General features: G+C 73.3%; 11 protein-coding genes, 1 tRNA gene, 1 pseudogene and 3 CRISPR repeat arrays. Of the genes and pseudogenes, 8 read left to right on the top strand and 5 right to left on the bottom strand.

Translation table 11 applies throughout. From position 1 onward, the window contains the following. Positions 1-716 precede the first annotated feature (716 nt). The 3 genes and pseudogenes from VSR01_RS19400 to VSR01_RS19390 all read right to left on the bottom strand — a co-directional run bounded on the left by VSR01_RS19400 (position 717) and on the right by VSR01_RS19390 (position 3,755). Positions 717-1,721 (bottom strand): DUF5926 family protein, encoded by a 1,005-nt coding sequence (locus tag VSR01_RS19400; protein WP_326450464.1) that lies wholly within the window; start codon positions 1,719-1,721, stop codon positions 717-719. 223 nt (positions 1,722-1,944) lie between these two features. Further along, positions 1,945-2,586: an ATP-binding protein gene (locus VSR01_RS19395; protein ID WP_326450463.1), complete on the bottom strand. Its 642-nt coding sequence runs from the start codon at positions 2,584-2,586 to the stop codon at positions 1,945-1,947. A gap of 246 nt (positions 2,587-2,832) precedes the next feature. After that, positions 2,833-3,755: pseudogene (locus VSR01_RS19390) on the bottom strand (glycerophosphodiester phosphodiesterase). Positions 3,756-4,261: 506 nt separating this feature from the next. On the opposite strand from VSR01_RS19390, the gene VSR01_RS19385 reads away from it, so the two are divergent. The 3 genes from VSR01_RS19385 (at position 4,262) to VSR01_RS19375 (ending at position 6,679) form a co-directional block, all read left to right on the top strand. Beyond that, positions 4,262-6,097, top strand: coding sequence for a S1C family serine protease (locus VSR01_RS19385; protein ID WP_326450462.1), 1,836 nt, complete (start codon positions 4,262-4,264; stop codon positions 6,095-6,097). A gap of 61 nt (positions 6,098-6,158) precedes the next feature. Then, positions 6,159-6,245 (top strand) — tRNA-Ser (locus VSR01_RS19380). 92 nt (positions 6,246-6,337) lie between these two features. Then, on the top strand, positions 6,338-6,679 hold the full coding sequence (locus VSR01_RS19375) for a hypothetical protein (protein WP_326450461.1): 342 nt from the start codon (positions 6,338-6,340) through the stop codon (positions 6,677-6,679). Positions 6,680-6,774: 95 nt separating this feature from the next. Further along, a CRISPR array of direct repeats spans positions 6,775-7,230; the repeat unit is 29 nt; unit sequence GTGCTCCCCGCGCGAGCGGGGCTGTTCCC. Positions 7,231-7,317: 87 nt separating this feature from the next. Beyond that, positions 7,318-7,713: direct repeats of the CRISPR family, unit length 29 nt; unit sequence GTGCTCCCCGCGCGAGCGGGGCTGTTCCC. Between the two features lie 120 nt (positions 7,714-7,833). Here the strand turns inward: VSR01_RS19375 and VSR01_RS19370 are convergent. Then, positions 7,834-8,589, bottom strand: a complete 756-nt coding sequence (locus VSR01_RS19370; protein ID WP_326450460.1) for a GntR family transcriptional regulator — start codon at positions 8,587-8,589, stop codon at positions 7,834-7,836. 80 nt (positions 8,590-8,669) lie between these two features. Between VSR01_RS19370 and VSR01_RS19365 the strand changes: the two genes are divergently transcribed. From VSR01_RS19365 to VSR01_RS19350, 4 genes are all read left to right on the top strand, one after another. Continuing rightward, positions 8,670-8,966: a hypothetical protein gene (locus VSR01_RS19365; RefSeq protein WP_326450459.1), complete on the top strand. Its 297-nt coding sequence runs from the start codon at positions 8,670-8,672 to the stop codon at positions 8,964-8,966. A gap of 293 nt (positions 8,967-9,259) precedes the next feature. Then, a complete protein-coding gene (locus VSR01_RS19360; protein WP_326450458.1) occupies positions 9,260-10,030 on the top strand; it encodes a GntR family transcriptional regulator in 771 nt (256 codons plus the stop codon). A 125-nt stretch (positions 10,031-10,155) separates the two neighbouring features. After that, positions 10,156-10,536: an ATP-binding protein gene (locus VSR01_RS19355; RefSeq protein WP_326450457.1), complete on the top strand. Its 381-nt coding sequence runs from the start codon at positions 10,156-10,158 to the stop codon at positions 10,534-10,536. Next, positions 10,533-11,147 carry a DUF6907 domain-containing protein gene (locus VSR01_RS19350; protein ID WP_326450456.1) on the top strand — a complete coding sequence of 205 codons (615 nt, stop codon included), beginning with the start codon at positions 10,533-10,535 and terminating at the stop codon, positions 11,145-11,147. The genes VSR01_RS19355 and VSR01_RS19350 overlap by 4 nt, the downstream gene beginning before the upstream one ends. Before the next feature lie 91 nt (positions 11,148-11,238). Here the strand turns inward: VSR01_RS19350 and VSR01_RS19345 are convergent, their stop codons facing one another. Next, positions 11,239-12,162 carry an FkbM family methyltransferase gene (locus VSR01_RS19345; protein ID WP_326450455.1) on the bottom strand — a complete coding sequence of 308 codons (924 nt, stop codon included), beginning with the start codon at positions 12,160-12,162 and terminating at the stop codon, positions 11,239-11,241. A gap of 111 nt (positions 12,163-12,273) precedes the next feature. Here VSR01_RS19345 and VSR01_RS19340 point away from each other — a divergent pair, with 111 nt between their 5' ends. Then, complete coding sequence (locus tag VSR01_RS19340; RefSeq protein WP_326450454.1) at positions 12,274-12,645, top strand: hypothetical protein; 372 nt, start codon at positions 12,274-12,276, stop codon at positions 12,643-12,645. A gap of 351 nt (positions 12,646-12,996) precedes the next feature. After that, positions 12,997-15,093: a CRISPR direct-repeat array (repeat unit 29 nt; unit sequence GTGCTTCCCGCGCGAGCGGGGCTGTTCCC). Between the last annotated feature and the right edge of the window lie 345 nt (positions 15,094-15,438).

Below are 15,438 nucleotides of genomic sequence, written 5' to 3'. Positions count from 1 at the left end.
ATCGCGCTGTTCGGGCAGGCCCTGCTGTTTCGGCTGTTCCGGCTGCTCCGGCCGTCCGGGTCGTCCGGGTCGTCCGGGTCGTCCGGGTCGTCCGGGTCGTCCGGGTCGTCCGAGGCGTCCCGAGCCGTTCGGCCACCTCCGCTACGCGACGCCCGTGTCCGCGGCGCTGACGGCGTCCGGTGGCGCGCCCGGGGCTATGGTCGTGGGATGTGCGGCGGGCGAGCGATGTGACGGGCGGATCGGTGGCGGACGGGACACGCGGGCGGCGGACGCCCGAGGCCGCGTCACGGCGGCGAGTGCCCGAGGGCGCGTCACGGGCGCGGCGCGCACCCGAGGGCGGATCGCGGCAGACCTCCGACGACCAGGCCCGTATGCGGGCGGAGGGGTTGCGGCGCGTGGCCTTCGCGAGCGTCGCCGCGCTGGCCGTGGTGCTCCCGCTCGCGGTGGCCGAAGCCGGTGACTCCGGGGCCACACATGGCAACGCCCGGTCGCTGACGACGGGGGATGCATCAGCGACCGGGCTGTTCAAACGGTAACAAGACTTCAGCCGATCGCAAATTCACAGATCGGATGCCTGAGGCGATTTACCAGCGTATACATGGGAGTTGTGATCGGAATCACTGACCGACCGCTCAGTCGGCACCCCCGAAAGGGGGCCCCGGCCCCGCACGCGCGGTGGCACCGACCGCGGCGGGGGCAGGGGCGTCCCGGTCGCCTCAGCTGAGGGTGATCTGGCGGTTCATGAGTCCGCTGCGGGCCCTGCGCTCCTCCGCCGTCAGCGGCTCACCGCGCCCGAGCGTCTCGGCCAGCCGCTCGCCGAACGCCGCCGCCGGCTTCTCGACCTCGTCGGCCGGCATCCCGACCGGCAGGTCCCACACCGGCACCAGCAGGCCGTGCGCGCGGAACGACCCCACCAGCCGGGTGCCCTCGCCGAGCGAGGACGCGCCGGCCGCGTGCAGCCGGGCGAGCGCGTCGAGCAGTTCCTCCTCCGGGTGCGGCATGACCCAGCGCAGGTGGTTCTTCTCCGGGGTCTCGCACCAGTACGCGGCGTCCACGCCGGACAGCCGGACGGTCGGGATCGCCGCCTGGTTGGCCCGCTCCAGGGACGCGGCCACGTCGCCGGTGGCGGCGTCCGCCTCCTCCAGCCAGAACTCGAACCCCGAGTGCACGACCGGCTCGAACGCCGCGTCGAGGTCCAGCAGGTCCTGCAGCCGCGGGCCGTCCGGAGCCGGGCGGCGGCTCTCCACCGGCTTGCCCGGCTCGGCGGTCAGCGCGCGCGACAGCGTGTCGGCGAGGTCCCGGCTGATGTCGCCGGAGGCCGCGTCGTTCTGCAGGCCCAGCAGCACCACGCCGGTGTCGCGGCGCAGCGCCGGCCAGGCCATCGGCAGCACGGTCCCGAGCGTCACCGCGGGCACGCCCTCGGGCAGCCCGCCCTTCAGCGTCAGGTCGACCGTGGCCGCGGGGACCAGCTCGCGCAGCGCGATCCAGTCGCACTCGCCGGGCAGGCCCTCGAACGGCCGGCGGACCAGCTCGGTCACCGCGTGCGCCGCCTCCCGGCCGTGGCACGCCTTGTAGCGGCGGCCCGACCCGCACGGGCAGGGCTCGCGGGCGCCGACCACCGGCACGGCGCCGTCGGCCGGACTGCTCCCGTTCCCGCGTCCGTCCCCGCTCCCGGCCTGCCGGCCCTTGCTCCTGACGGCGGTCGCGCGCTTCTTGGCCATGGCTCGGTCTCTCCCGTTACGGCTTACGGCGTCGGTACGGCCGCGAGCCTAGCGCCCGCCGGGGCGCGGCGTTCCGCGTCGCGCGGCGGGTCACCCGGGCGTGCGGTGACCCGGGCGCGCGCGTCATCCGGGCGTGCGGGTCACTCGGGCACGCGCGTCACCCGGGCATGCTGGTGACTCGGGCATGCGCGTCACCCGGGCGCAGGGAGCGTCCCCGCCGTGCTCAGGCGAGGTCCTCCAGCGACTCGGCGAGGTCGAGCGGCAGGTCGAGGGGGATGCCGCGGGGCAGCCCCATGCCGCCGCCGGCGCCGAGCGGTTCATCGCGCCGGGCGTGCCGGCCGCGGACCGCGAGCACCGCCCAGACCGTGACCTGGCCGGGCGCGTCCCGCACGCCCCAGCGCAGCGCGAGGCTCGCGACGATCCCCAGCCCCCGGCCGCCGTGCGCGGTCAGGGAGGGACTGGCCGGGCGCGGCCGGGTGGGCCCGCCGCCGTCGGTGACCTCCAGGACCAGCAGCCCGTCCGCCTCGACCGACCACGCGGCGCGTATGCCGGGGCCCGCCTCCTCGTCACCGCCGCCGTCGCCGTCCTCGCGGACGCCGAAACGACCGGCGGGCGCCTGAGCGCCCACCCGACCCGTCCGCCCGCGGAGCTCAACATCGGCCGCCGCCAGGGGCCTGGCATGCCGGCACGAGTTGCTGAGCAGCTCGGAGAGGATGAGGACCGCGTCGTCGACGACGGTGTCCGGCACCTCGTGCGCGTCCAGATCCGCACGCAGCCGGCGCCGTGCGTCCGCGACACCCGTCGGACCATGGGGCAGGGCCATGGTCGTGGACGTCGGCACTTCTTGCGCGACCATCAACGACACCCCCGAGACCTCCTTCACCCCACGCCACAGAGGGGATGCCCCCTGTGCCTCGACCGGAAACAAGCCAACGGCGATCTCTTGCGGCGCATACGATCCGGGGTGCTTTGCGCCTATGCCACCGACACGATCCGGCGTGTGAACGGCGCTCCGCGTGCGCCGGGGCACACACTGTGAGCGGGGCAACCATGTTTTCCGGCCACGACGGCCCGCGACCACCACTGGGCGGGGTGTCGCCCCGGCGCCGCCTCAGCGGCCGAGCTGCGCCAGCACCTGCGCCGGGCGGTTGGTGATGACCGCGTCGACGCCGGCGCGCACGCACAGCTCCACGTCCTCGGGCCGGTCGACGGTCCACACGTGCACGGCGTGGCCGGCGCGGTGCAGCCGGTCCACGTAGCCGGGGTTGGCCCGCACGATCCGCAGGCTCGGCTGGCGATGGCCGCGCCGGCCGGCAGCCGTCCGTCGCGGTGGCGCGGCGACACGTACTGCATCAGGTAGACGGTCGGCAGCGCGGGCGCCGCCACCTGGATCCTGCGCAGCGAGCGCGCCGAGAAGCTCATCACCCGGACGGCCGAGCGCGTGCCGGGCGCCGGGGAGTCGAGCCCGAACCGCCGCAGCAGCTGCAGCAGGCGCTCCTCCACCTGGCCGGCCCAGCGGGTGGGGTGCTTGGTCTCGATGGCCAGCTCGACCCTGCGGTCGGTGTCGGCGACGAGTTCGAGGAGGCGGTGGAGGGTGAGGACGCGGTTGGCGTCGCCGTAACGCCCCTCGGCGCTGTCGTGGGCGGGGCCGTGGGCGGGGCCGTGAGCGGGGTCGCCGGCGCGTTCCCCGCTGCTTGCGCCGGTGCGTTCGTCGGAGCGCTCCGGGGCCTCCGCGTCGGCGCTCTGGCCCTTCCAGGAGCCGAAGTCCAGCGCCGCGAGGTCGGCGAGCTCCAGCGAGGACACCGCGCCGCGCCCGTTGGAGGTGCGGTTGACCCGCCAGTCGTGCACGCACACCAGCTCGCCGTCGGCGGTCAGCCGCACATCGCATTCCAGCGCGTCGGCGCCGTCCTCGATGGCCTTCCGGTACGCGGCGAGCGTATGTTCTGGTACGTCCTCGGAGGCGCCCCTGTGGGCGACGACCTGGACCGGCCGTCCCTCCCGGTACGCATCGGGGGCAACACGCGCAAACGTCACCGGGCCATCGTGCCACCCGGGCCCCGGAAGCGGCGGCCGCGCGGCGTGGCGACCGTGACGCGGAAGCACAGGAGGCCCACACATGGGCGCACAGCTACCGCTTACGGCGGTCCGACACGCCGTGGGAAATGCTGTGTCCACGTAAACGTTGGACCGTGGGTGTCCTTGTCCTGAACCTCCAGAGGAGAACTGCTGTGAGCACCGAGAACGAAGCCGGGTCCGGGTCCTCCGTGCCGGCTCCGGCCGTGGAGCCGGCGGCGGCCGGGCACGAGGGTGCCGCGGCTGACAGCACCGGGGCCGCGGCCGCCGCGTCTTCCGCGGCGCCTTCTTCTGCTTCTTCTGCTTCTTCTGCTTCTTCCGCATCCGCATCCTCCACGTCCGCTCCTTCGGCGGCCGAGGGGGCATCGGAGGCATCGTCGGAGGCGGCGCCGTCCGCGTCGTCCGCCTCTCCCGCGGCGTCTTCCGCTTCCGCGTCGACCGCCGCCGCGGAGGACCCGCGCACGGCGGTGCTGCCGACGCAGTCCGCGCCCGCTGCTCCCGCGACGCCGTCCGCGCCTCCGGCCCCGCCCGCCCCCGCCGCTCCCCCGGCCGCCGGATCGCCGCTCCAGGCGCCGCCGCCGGTGGGCCCGCCGTCGCCGTACGGCCCGCCGCCCGCCGCGCTGTCCGGCGGCGTCGCCGGCGGCACCTCCGAGCCGGAGCCGGTGCCCGCGGGCGTCGGCGCGGCCACCGCGGGCGGTCAGGCGGGCGCTCAGCCGGTTGCTCAGTCGGGGACTCAGCCGGGCGCCGCCTCGTCCGCGTACGACCGCCACGACCCGTACGGCCGGCCGGGCGGCCACGACCCGTACGACCGTCCGCACGAGGGCTACGGCAGGACGCCGGTGCCGCACGACGCGCCGCCGCCGGTCGGCTTCGCCTCGGAGCAGCCGCCGCCGCACCAGCCGCACCAGCCGCCGGCCCACCAGCCGCAGCAGCCCTACGAGCCGCCGCAGCCCCACGCGGCGCCCACCCAGGCCGGGCAGGCCGGGCAGCCCCAGCCGTCCCAGCACTCCCAGCAGCCCTCGCACGAGGGGGGCTCGGGGCACGGGACCTCCGACCCGTACGCCGTGCCGACCACCCCGGCGTACGCGGCGGGCGGCCCGGTCTACGACGCCCCGCCCGCCCAGCCCGGCGCCGGGGGTCCCGGCGGGCCCGGCGGACCGGTGTGGGGCGCGCCGGTGCCGACGCCCCCGGAGGGCAAGCGGCGGCGCGTCGGCGGCCTGATCGCCGCGGTCGTGGTGGCCGCGCTGGTCGCGGGCGGCGTCGGCGGCGGCATCGGCTACGGGATCGCGAACAACGACAACGACAACGGCTCGACGACCGTCTCCGCGCCGGCCGACACCAAGGCACTCAACCGCGCCCCCACGTCGGTCGCGGGCATCGCCAACAAGGCGCTGCCGAGCGTCGTGACCATCAAGGCGAGCGGCAGCCAGGAGAGCGGCACCGGCACCGGGTTCGTCTTCGACACCCAGGGCCACATCCTGACCAACAACCACGTGGTCGCCCCGGCGGCGAACGGCGGCAAGCTCACCGTCACGTTCTCCAACGGCACCACCTACGACGCCTCGGTCGTCGGCCGCGCCCAGGGCTACGACGTGGCCGTGGTGAAGCTGAAGAACGCGTCGAGCGCGAAGCTCACGCCGCTGCCGCTGGGCAACTCCGACCAGACGCAGGTGGGCGACGCCACGATCGCGATCGGCGCGCCGTACGGCCTGTCCGGCACGGTCACCACCGGCATCGTGAGCGCGATGCACCGCCCGGTCGCGTCCAGCGACGAGCAGGGCAGCAGCGCGTCGTACATGAGCGCGATCCAGACCGACGCGTCGATCAACCCGGGCAACTCCGGCGGCCCGCTGCTGAACGCGCAGGGCGCGGTGATCGGCATCAACTCCGCGATCCAGCCCGGCGGCACCAGCCAGCCCGGTGAGCAGGGCGGCAGCGTGGGCCTCGGCTTCGCGATCCCGATCAACCAGGCCCGCCGGGTGGCCGACCAGCTGATCAAGACCGGCGTGCCGGTCTACCCGGTGATCGGCGTCAGCCTGAACACGCAGTACCAGGGCGAGGGCGCGCAGATCGCGAGCGGTTCCGACGCGGTCACCGCGGGCGGCCCCGGCGCCAAGGCGGGCCTGAAGGCCGGGGACGTGATCACCAAGTTCGACGACCAGATCATCGACAGCGGCCAGACCCTGATCGGGGAGATCTGGCAGCACCAGCCCGGCGACAAGGCGACCATCACCTACACCCGCGACGGCTCCTCCCACACCACGACCGTCACCCTCGGCAGCCGCACCGGCGACTCCAACTGACCCCCACCCCGCGTTACGCTGTCCCCCGCGCACCCCGCCTCCCCCGGCGGCGCCTGCGCGGGGAGGCTTGCCCGAGCGGCCGAAGGGAACGGTCTTGAAAACCGTCGTGGCAGCGATGTCACCGTGGGTTCAAATCCCACAGCCTCCGCGGTAGCGGTAGACGTGCAGGTGGGGCGGCCCCCGGACTTCCGGGAGCCGCCCCACGTGTGTGCCCCTGGAGACCGCCGCGGACCAGTTCGTGTGGTCAGCCTGCGATCGGATTCACCGGCCAGGTCCCGCGACCACACACCGGCGATCGAGGCGGCGCACAACCTCAACGCGGCGTCGCGCGCGGTCGACCGACACGCCACCGGCAGGACTCCCGGCACCCTGGCCGACGGGCGCGAGCGCAACCGGGCGGTCTTGATCGACGCCTTTCACGAGGCCGCCCGGGGCGACGTCGGCGTGAGCGGAGAGGCCCACCCGGGGCGGGACCTGCTCCTGCCGGAGGCGAGGCGGGACGGCGAGTGGACCGTGCCGACGATCAGCGGACACGGGGGGCGGGCCGGCGCTCGCGGAGCGCGGACGAAGGGATTGGCGTGAGTCGAGCGTTAAGCGGCTTGTGAGCTGCTATGCCTGATCCCCTGAAAGTAAGTAGAATCCCGAGTCTGCCCGGATAAAGTGCCAGGTCAATAAGTGTGCTCCCCGCGCAAGCGGGGCTGTTCCCCGACTCGCCGCGCCGGCCAAGCCGCTGGGGATGTGCTCCCCGCGCAAGCGGGGCTGTTCCCGTCACCTTCACGAACGCCTTCGGGGTGTGCACGTGCTCCCCGCGCGAGCGGGGCTGTTCCCCGGCACTCGTAAATCACCATGTGCTGGCCGCCGTGCTCCCCGCGCGAGCGGGGCTGTTCCCCCGCCCGGGTCGTGCGTCTGCGCCCCGTGCCAGTGCTCCCCGCGCGAGCGGGGCTGTTCCCGCCCAGTCCGTCGCCGACCTCGGCCAGTTGATGTGCTCCCCGCGCGAGCGGGGCTGTTCCCGCGCTCCCCCAGTACCCGCTCCGCCTCGACCGGTGCTCCCCGCGCGAGCGGGGCTGTTCCCGACCTGGCCGAGTGCGTCGAGGCCCTGCTGATGTGCTCCCCGCGCGAGCGCGGCTGTTCCCGGCACGGTTGCGCCGACGGCTGGCGTCGGCACGTGCTCCCCGCGCGAGCTGTTCCCACGCCCGCGCGGGCACGCCACTGGTCGCTCGCGTGCTCCCCGCGCGAGCGGGGCTGTTCCCTCGCCGCTGGAGTGCCCGCTGTGCCGGCCGTGGTGCTCCCCGCGCGAGCGGGGCTGTTCCCGACGTCCCGCTTCTCGAGTACGCCACCCGCTAGTGCTCCCCGCGCGAGCGGGGCTGTTCCCTGCAGCGCCGTGTCGAGACCGCCTTCGCTCCAGTGCTCCCCGCGCGAGCGGGGCTGTTCCCGCCAACAGGGTCTGGGCGCGTGGACGACCTACGTGCTCCCCGCGCGAGCGGGGCTGTTCCCCCGAATGTGCCGAGCTTGATTTCGGCGACGCCGTGCTCCCCGCGCGAGCGGGGCTGTTCCCAGTGCACCGGAGGCGGGGTAGGCGGAGGTGACGTGCTCCCCGCGACCGCGGGGCTGTTCCCTAGCCGCCGCATCGGCTGCACTGGCTGGAGTCGTGCTCCCCGTGCCTGCGGCACCCCCCGCAGATTCCAAAACTCTACATAGTGCATCACGCCGGTGCTCCCCACGCCCGCCGCGTGGCCCTACGGCGTGACCGGGACCTCGTAGACGATGTCGCAGGTCGGCGCGGGGACCACGATGTCCGCCGTCTCGACCGGGCGGCCGTCCTCCGCGTAGTAGGTGCGCACGATGTGCGTCGCCAGCGTGGACTTCTGGACGCCCAGGAGGGTGGCTTCCTCGGCGGTCACCGCGCGGGGTGAGGGCTGCTCGACCGCGCGGGTGACGGTGATGCCGATCTCGGCCATGCGGCGGACGACGCCGAGGCCGGCGTGGGGGCCGCCCTCGGGGAGGACGATCAAGGTGCCGGCCGTGAGGGCGTAGGGCTCCCAACTGGTCGAGAGCTGGACGGGTTTGCCGTCCGCGAGGAACTCGTAGGCCGTTCGGACGGTCAAGTCGCCCTCGGCAATGCCGAGTCGGGCCGCGATGTCGGCCGGGGCCGGGACCTTCGCGTCGGTCCGGCTCTCCCACGTACCCCGCTTGCCGAGCGCCGCCATGTCCGCGGAGAACGGCGAACCCCCGGTCTGCTCGCGGTAGATGGACCGCACGATCCGCAGACGCTCTCGTGGCGCGGCCACGTACGTACCCGAGCCCGCCCGCCCCTCCAGCGTGCCGAGCGAGATGAGCAGCTCCTGCGCGCGCCGGATCACGTTGTCGCCGACCCCGTACTGCTGCGCCAGCTCGGCGCGTGACGGGAGGCGGTCGCCGGGCGCCCACTCCCGGTTCGCGATGCGCTCGCGGAGCACGTCGGCGATGCGGAGATACGGCGGCTGATCAGGCATGTGGACAATCTAGTCCACTAGCTCTAATCTAGTTAACTAGCTTCACTGAGAGTGCTCGCACGGCAACGGAGGACACCCTTGTGCCGCCACCAGAAGCACGCATCGCCGACATCACCACGCGCCTCGCCGCCGCCGGACTCCGACCACAGCGCAAGCAGCACCCGAGGCACGTCACGGTCGAGGCGATCGTCCCGGCCTCGTTCCCCGACGAGTCCTGGCCCGGCGTCCTGGCGGCGCTGGAGTCCGCCGACTGGTTCGGCCTCACCGACAACTCCGCGCGCGGCCGCGTCCTCTGGGCCGCCATCCGTACCAGCGGCCCCACGGGCCCGGCCACGGCCGGCGACGCCCCGGGCGAGCCGCCGCGCATTCAGCCGTAGGAGCTGATCCACGTGTACGTCCGATTCCGCCGAGCACTACGCCTGTTGAGGCGGCAGCCGGCACGTCCAGCGGGATGTCACCGCCAACGTCCGTTCCAATCGGCGAGTTTGGGCCCCGCGGGTGCCCTCGCCGCACGTCCCTTACGGCGTACGAGGCCGTACGAGCAGCCCGCATTTTCGCCCGCACCACCGCTCGTACCGCTGTCTGGTGACGACATACCGCTCGTCCGGCCGTATGTCCTCACCGCCGAGGAACGGACCCTGTACGGCTACGAGTTGGCGGGAGCCGTCGCGTGAGCGCCCGGCATCAACAGGTGGCCGACGATCTCCGGCGGCGTATCGTCTCGGGCGCGCTGACCACGGGGGAGCGGCTGCCGTCCGAACGGCAGCTGTCCGCGCACTATCGGGTCAGCACGCCGACGCTTCGTGACGCGCTTGGCGTCCTCCAGGCGGAGGGGCTGGTCGAAAAGGTCCAGGGTCGCGGCAACTTCGTCCGCGAACCCGCTCCCCGGCTCACGTACCCGGGCCGCCACCCGGGCGCCGCTGAAGTCGCCGACCTGCACGTCGTGTCCAGCTTCAGCGAGGTCGCGGCAGCCGGCGAGGTGGCCGCGCGACTCGGCGTACCGCCCGACACCACGGTCACGCGGTACGTCTGCCTCGCCCACCGTGGCGACACTCCGCACAGCCTCACGCACCTGTACGTACCGCACGCGGCACATGAGTTGGAGCCCCCATCCGTCCCGCTCTCCCCGTGGGGCGACGACCTCCTCGAACAGTTCGCCGACCGGGCCGCCGGGCCTGCGGCACGTGCAACGCACCAGGTCACCGCACGGTTTCCCACCGACGCGGAAGCACAGTCGCTGCGCATCGCCGTACGTACGCCGGTCCTTGCGATCGAGCGCCGAGTCGTCGCCGAGCGGTCCGAGCCCGACACGCAGGAGGCGCGCGTTCTCGCGTACGCCCTCGTCGTCCTGCCCGGAGACCGCGCTCGCATCGCCTTCGCCACCCGACACCCCGACCCCGACCACCACTGCGAACCGGACCAGAAAGGCGCGGCGCGATGATCGACACATCCCTCCGCACGGCGTCCCCGGCCCTGGGGACCGCCGCCGCGGCGACATTGGACCCGCCGGCGTCGCCGCCCGATTGGGTTGCCGTGAGCTGGAGTTGGCAGCGAAGTCCGCGCTGCGTGCCGCGTGCCCGACGCCACTTGCGGCGCGAGTTGGAGGCATGGGGCCTGGCCGAACTCGCGGACGTCGCGGAGCTGGTGCTGTGCGAGCTGTTCACCAACGCCGTACGGCACGCCCGCGGTCCGCGCGACCGCCGTATCGCGACGCGCTACCAGCGGGTGCCCGGCGGCGTGCGCGTCGAGGTGCACGACGCGTGCGCGACCTGGCCTGCGCTGAAGCAGACCGAGGGCAACGAGGAGTCCGGACGCGGGCTCGCTCTGGTCGACGCGCTGACCGGCGCGCGCTGGGGCGTCAGCGAACGCGACGGCATCGGAAAGCTGGTGTGGGCGGTCGTTGCCGCGGAAACCACGCCGGAATCGAAGGAGGAGAAGGAACAGTGAAGATCACACAGGCCGCAGAGACCACGGAGCAGCAGACCGTACGTGCTCCGGCTGCCCGTGCCGTGCCCGAGGGGGCTGCGGCCCCGGGGGCACTTGCCGCGAGCGAGGGCTGCGCCGAAGGGGAGGCGCTGAGCGCGTCGACCGTGACCCCCGCGTCCGGCGCGATCGTGCCGCCGGGCCGGCAGTGGACGCTGACCACGGTCGGCGGCCATGTCACCAGCGGCTACCTGCCCGGTTGGGCCGAGGAGGACCCGAGCGCGAGCAGCGTCCCGCTCGACCGGCTCGCCGTCCGCCTGGACGACATCTGCCACCGCGCGCCCTTCGAGGGCCAGACCCTCCGCCTGGCGCCCGGCGGCTACGGTCTGGGGGAGGAGACGCCCGTCTTCGCCGGCCACATCGAGTGCCGCCCCGACCCCGACGAGGGCCGCCCCGCGCTCCCCGTCGCCCACGTCCACCTGATCCACGACGTGTGGGCGCCGGCCCTCGACCCGGTTGCCCTGGCCGACTTCGCCGCGACCCTCCGCGCCCAGGCCGACCGCCTCGAACACGAGGTCCTGCCCCGCCTGGTCGCGTACCGCGAGGACTGGACGGAGCACCACGCGCTGAGCTGAGGTCCCCTCGCAGCAGTCGGCCCCGCCCGCACGCCAGACTCCGGCGCGCGGGCGGGGCTTCGCGCGGTTCGCACCTGATGGAGCCGGAGGTTCAGGGCAAGGTCTCGGCGTCCACCCGCGAGAAGATCAGATCGCTCTCGCCGGTCACCGGGCCGCGCCAGCGTACGGGCACAGCGGACGCCCCGCGCAGGGCAGTCGGGTACGACGCGGCGGCGTACTCGTTGGCCAGGCGGTAGACGTGGAAGCCGGCGCCGCGCATGGTGTCGAGCAACTCTTCGACGTCGTCGCCCAGTTGGCCCATGCGCTCGGGGGTGACCTCGACAGTGATCTCGGCGTCGGGGCGGAGCCGGCCGAGCATCGGGGCCATGCCGCGGACGACGCTGCCCTCGGCGCCCTCGACGTCGACCTTGATGACGCGCGCCGTTGTGATCTCGTCCGCATCGAGGATCTCGGGCAGCGGGTACGCCTCGATGTCGAACGTCGACTCGGCCGGCCCGTCGTAGGGGACGATGCTGTTCGCGCCCATGTTCGCGGAGCTGGCCAGTATGAACGTGAGCGTCTGCTGCCGGTCGGAGACCGCGGTGTGCACAGTGCGGATGTTGCGGCAGCGGTTGAGGCGCGCGTTCTGCACGAGCCGCGCGGTGAACGCCTCGGATGCCTCGATCGCGGCCACCCGCCCGCGCGGGCCGACGAGTTGGGACGCCAGCACGCTGAAGTACCCGATGTTCGCGCCGACATCGACGAAGGTGTCGCCGGACGCGAGCCGGTTCCGTAGCCACTGCGTCATCCGCGGCTCCCACACCCCGAACAGGTACAGGTACCGCTGGATGAGGTCTTGTGTGTCGACGGCGAACCGCGCGCCGACCGCGGTCTCGGTCACCCTGCGGCGCGGCTGGTCGCGCAGGTGCGGGTTCAGCCAGCGGTCGGCGAGCCGCGCCTTGCCGTACGTGCCCGGCGCGCTGCGTACGTACCGCCGCCCGAGGGTGACCAGGACTTCTCTCGTCGGGCCGCTCATTCGTACGCCTCTCCGCCGGGGGCCACGGGCACCGTAACACTGCCCTGCACGCCGCCGGGCCCCTAAGATCCTCAAGACGTCTTGATGACCTCATGGGGGTGGGGGCGCCGCGTGGACACGTCCGAGCAGGTCCTGACGATCGTCGCCGTGCTGCTGGGCGCGCTGATGACGTACGTGACGAACTACTGGACCGAGCGGCAGCGCATCCGCCGCGAGCTGCTCACGCGCTGGGACGACAAGAAGCTCGACGCCTACGAGAACTACGTCGACCGCGTGCGCGCCGCCGTCTTCTTCGCGGTCGAGCTGTACGAGCACCGCGAGGGCATCCGCGCGAGCGACGATCCCGAGCCGCAGCTCCGCGGCCAGCTCGCGGACGCGATCCGCTTACAGGGCCGGGCGTTCGAGCGGATCATGCTGCTGGCCGGCGACGAGGTGATCGAGGCGGCGCACGACCTCAACGCGGCGTCGCGCGCGGTCGACTGACAAGCGACGGGAAAGCAGGCGGGCACCCTGACCGACCGGCGCGAGCGCAACCGCGCGGTCTTCCGCGCGATCAACGCCTTCCACGAGGCCGCCCGTGTCGACCTCGGCGTCAGCGGCTCCGTGAGCAGAGAGGCACATCCGGAGCGGGACCTGCTCCTGCCGGAGGCGAGGCGGGAGGGTGAGTAGATCGTGCCGACGATCAGCGGAGAAGGGGACGGGCTCGCGAACGCGAGTGCGGGCGAAGGGATTGGCGTGAGCCGAGCGGTTAGTGTCTTTTGTTATGTTGCGCCCGATTCTCTGAAAGTAAGTAAAATCCAGAGTCTGCCCGGATAAAGTGCCAGGTCAATGAGTGTGCTTCCCGCGCGAGCGGGGCTGTTCCCCGGTTACGAATGTGTGGGGGTTGAGCGGAAATGTGCTTCCCGCGCGAGCGGGGCTGTTCCCACGCCGATCTGCACGGGCATCAGGCCGCTGTCGTGCTTCCCGCGCGAGCGGGGCTGTTCCCCGTACCGCGCGGCGCCCCGGCGCAGCAGGGGCGTGCTTCCCGCGCGAGCGGGGCTGTTCCCGCGCCCCCGGCTCGGGGGGCGGGCCCGGGGGCGTGCTTCCCGCGCGAGCGGGGCTGTTCCCCGGTTACGAATGTGTGGGGGTTGAGCGGAAATGTGCTTCCCGCGCGAGCGGGGCTGTTCCCGGAGCGGCCTTGCGTCCAATACACCTCAAGCAGTGCTTCCCGCGCGAGCGGGGCTGTTCCCCCCGCTCCCTGCCAGGCGTCGGGGGGTTCTGTGCTTCCCGCGCGAGCGGGGCTGTTCCCCGCTGGCATGCGCGCCTTCGTCGCCTTCGTTCGTGCTTCCCGCGCGAGCGGGGCTGTTCCCGGCACCAGCGAAACCGCCTGCTTCGACTGCCCGTGCTTCCCGCGCGAGCGGGGCTGTTCCCCGGGCGGCTAAGTCTTGGGAGGACACCCTTATGTGCTTCCCGCGCGAGCGGGGCTGTTCCCTGGGGCCCCAGCACGGGGTTCAACGGCTCCACGTGCTTCCCGCGCGAGCGGGGCTGTTCCCCCGCTCCCTGCCAGGCGTCGGGGGGTTCTGTGCTTCCCGCGCGAGCGGGGCTGTTCCCTGCTGCCCCTGCGCGACTACGTGTGCGCGATCGTGCTTCCCGCGCGAGCGGGGCTGTTCCCGGAGCGGCCTTGCGTCCAATACACCTCAAGCAGTGCTTCCCGCGCGAGCGGGGCTGTTCCCCGGCTCTACGTGGCCTACCACGGCGACAATGCGTGCTTCCCGCGCGAGCGGGGCTGTTCCCGGCCGTCTCCTCACTGCCGACGATCGCGGTCTGTGCTTCCCGCGCGAGCGGGGCTGTTCCCCAGTTGTGCGGGTTGGCCACCCATGCCGCGCCGTGCTTCCCGCGCGAGCGGGGCTGTTCCCACGGGGTCACTTCCCCATGGCCGCGCGCAGGGGTGCTTCCCGCGCGAGCGGGGCTGTTCCCACGAGGTCACCGGCGGCGGCCTGCGACGCTGCGTGCTTCCCGCGCGAGCGGGGCTGTTCCCATGGACAAGCTGTTGAGCGTCGGCAGCGCGATGTGCTTCCCGCGCGAGCGGGGCTGTTCCCTCGCAGGTCAGCGCGGGGTCACCGGTACGAGTGTGCTTCCCGCGCGAGCGGGGCTGTTCCCGTCGGCGGCACCACCGGCGGCGCCGCGGCGAGGTGCTCCCCGCGCGAGCGGGGCTGTTCCCCCTGGTGACGTGAGCGTGGAAGCGTTCGCGCGGTGCTCCCCGCGCGAGCGGGGCTGTTCCCGAGCTGTGGAACGACTACCTGCGGCTTGCGTCGTGCTCCCCGCGCGAGCGGGGTTGTTCCCGCGTCGGCGTCGATCAGGTCGTCGTGCGGCTCGTGCTCCCCGCGCGAGCGGGGCTGTTCCCGACGTGGAGCCCGAGCGGTGGACGGCCCTGCAGTGCTCCCCGCGCGAGCGGGGCTGTTCCCCGCGCGGCGACATCGGGTCGGACCGGATGCGGTGCTCCCCGCGCGAGCGGGGCTGTTCCCCGCCTGCCAGCTGTACCGGCCGCCCCGGGTCCGTGCTCCCCGCGCGAGCGGGGCTGTTCCCGTCAAGCCGGACAAGGCGAAGGCGCCAGACAAGTGCTCCCCGCGCGAGCGGGGCTGGTCCCGTCACCTCGAGCGCGGTGGTCTCACACAGGCTTTGCTCCCCGCGCGAGCGGGGCTGTTCCCCCATGCACACCCGCACCACCGCCGCGGCCGCCGTGCTCCCCGCGCGAGCGGGGCTGTTCCCGTCATCCAGCTCGGCGGGGAGCGGATGCTCGTGTGCTCCCCGCGCGAGCGGGGCTGTTGCCGCGCGTAGGAGGGGGCCGCCATGGCGGTGCACGTGCTCCCCGCGCGAGCGGGGCTGTTCCCGGATACGTAGTGGCCCTCTGGTCGATCAACGCGTGCTCCCCGCGCGAGCGGGGCTTTTCCCTCGTTGAGGGTCGGCGCGCCGTCGGGCCGGGTGTGCTCCCCGCGCCCGCGGGGCCTGCCCCGTAACGCTCCGGCCTACTTTGACGTTGTTGATGTGGTCCCCACGCGGGTGGGGCTGCCCTCAACGGCTTCGGCGGGTTCTCTGCCACTGAGCTGAACTCTCCGCGCCCCGCGGAGGTGTTGCCGCACTCGCGTCAACTTGTGCGAATCCGGTCGTGACCGCTGATAGACGTTGCTCTCCTGGACGACAGGAGCTGACCCCTGGATTCAGGGGGATATTTATCGAGATGAAAGTTGCTCCCCGCTAGCGCGGGGTTGACATGTTGGTTTGCTGACCCGCGCAATC

The organism is Actinacidiphila sp. DG2A-62 (assembly GCF_035825295.1).
Classification (GTDB): Bacteria; Actinomycetota; Actinomycetes; order Streptomycetales; family Streptomycetaceae; genus Actinacidiphila.
The sequence above is the reverse complement of the archived record's forward strand: the minus strand, read 5'-3'. Positions and strand labels throughout refer to the sequence as shown.

What these genes read in the sequence shown, in the direction of transcription:
- VSR01_RS19400 (WP_326450464.1), bottom strand. Translation starts at nt 1,721, where the DNA reads ATGGCCAAGAAGCGCGCGACCGCCGTCAGGAGCAAGGGCCGGCAGGCC.
- VSR01_RS19345 (WP_326450455.1), bottom strand. Translation starts at nt 12,162, where the DNA reads ATGAGCGGCCCGACGAGAGAAGTCCTGGTCACCCTCGGGCGGCGGTAC.
- VSR01_RS19370 (WP_326450460.1), bottom strand. Translation starts at nt 8,589, where the DNA reads ATGCCTGATCAGCCGCCGTATCTCCGCATCGCCGACGTGCTCCGCGAG.